Annotated in this window: 1 protein-coding gene and 1 pseudogene; both read right to left on the bottom strand. The window is 39.1% G+C overall.

The genetic code is table 11. The features are described from left to right. Positions 1-844: pseudogene (gene tet(O) / locus H8Z79_RS16610) on the bottom strand (tetracycline resistance ribosomal protection protein Tet(O)); the annotation flags it as partial. A gap of 366 nt (positions 845-1,210) precedes the next feature. Continuing rightward, positions 1,211-1,377 (bottom strand): TnpV protein (locus tag H8Z79_RS16605; RefSeq protein ID WP_029188229.1); only part of this gene is annotated, 167 nt, incomplete at its 5' end.

The following is a 1,377-nucleotide window of genomic DNA, read 5'->3' as shown; positions in this document are numbered from 1 at the left end:
TAATAACATCCCTCAAATGCAATGTTCCGCTATATATACGCACATAAACAAAACGCCGCCTTTTCTCTGAATATTCAATCTTAAAAACCTGCCCGCATAGTTCAGATTGACCTTCAGGCGTTGATGAATAAAATTTACTGGCAATTACTTCTATAAGCTGCCGAATCCCCAGATTGTTTTTAGCGCTTCCGTGATAAACGGGAAATAACGTTCCGTTTTGGAATCTCCTGTTTTCTTCCTGTTCCAGTTCTGACATTTTAAACGGTTTCCCTGACATATATTTCTCTAATAGTTCATCGTTTCCCATAATTACCGCATCCCACTGTTCCATATCGTCATTGTCCGTTACATTTATATGGGGATGCTGCCCAACCTTTTGCTTCACTATAATTTCCGAAGAAAGCTTTGCTTTCATTTCCCGATATACCATTGGCAAATCAATCCCCTCTTGGTCAATTTTATTGATGAAAAAAATTGTCGGAATCTTCATTATCTGTAGTGCATGAAACAGTATACGGGTCTGTGCCTGTATGCCATCCTTTGCAGAAACTAATAATACTGCTCCGTCTAATACGGATAAAGAACGGTATACTTCCGCCAAAAAATCCATATGGCCTGGCGTATCTATAATGTTGACTTTTACATCCTCCCACTGAAAAGATGTCACTGCTGTCTGGATAGTGATTCCCCTTTGACGCTCCAAATTCATTGTATCTGTCCTTGTTGTGCCTTCATCTACGCTCCCTAGTTCTGCAATTGCACCACTGGTATACAATAAACTTTCCGTTAATGTTGTCTTTCCTGCGTCAACGTGAGCCAGAATGCCTAAGTTAATTATTTTCATGTGATTTTCCTCCTATCAACACCCAAAAAAGGGCATAAAAATACCCAGTGATAAATACTCCTATCACTGGGTAAATAACTCCAATAGCCCCAAAACACTTATATGTTTTCGGGCATATAAAATTACATGATAAAAGTATTCTTAAACTGGGTACAAAAAACTAAGCCCCATATTAAAAGTGAAACGGGACTGCTACTTTTTGTTCCCACTATCAAATTGACAGTTTATTTAAGAATACCTTGCCGCATATTTATTAACTCCTTGTATAATACTGAATCTAATTATACTCCTTAACCCTTTATTTGTCAAGCTGACAAACTAAAGCAGAAAAAGCGGCAGGATTTCCCCCTGCCACTAATCATCTGTTTATGCAAAAATAATTTCCTTTTCCACAATCTCCCTCGCACAAGCCCTTATGTTATTGAGGCATCCTGTCCATTCTAAGGCGTTTTCTGCCTTTAGCTGTTCCGTTATGCCCTGTGCCTGTTTCATACCCTCTATGAGCCTTTCAAAGCGTTCCTGTGCCTGTCTGT

The sequence above is a fragment of the Blautia intestinalis genome (genome assembly GCF_014297355.1).
Classification (GTDB): domain Bacteria; phylum Bacillota; class Clostridia; order Lachnospirales; family Lachnospiraceae; genus Blautia_A; species Blautia_A intestinalis.
This window is presented reverse-complemented; position numbering and strand designations above follow the sequence as displayed.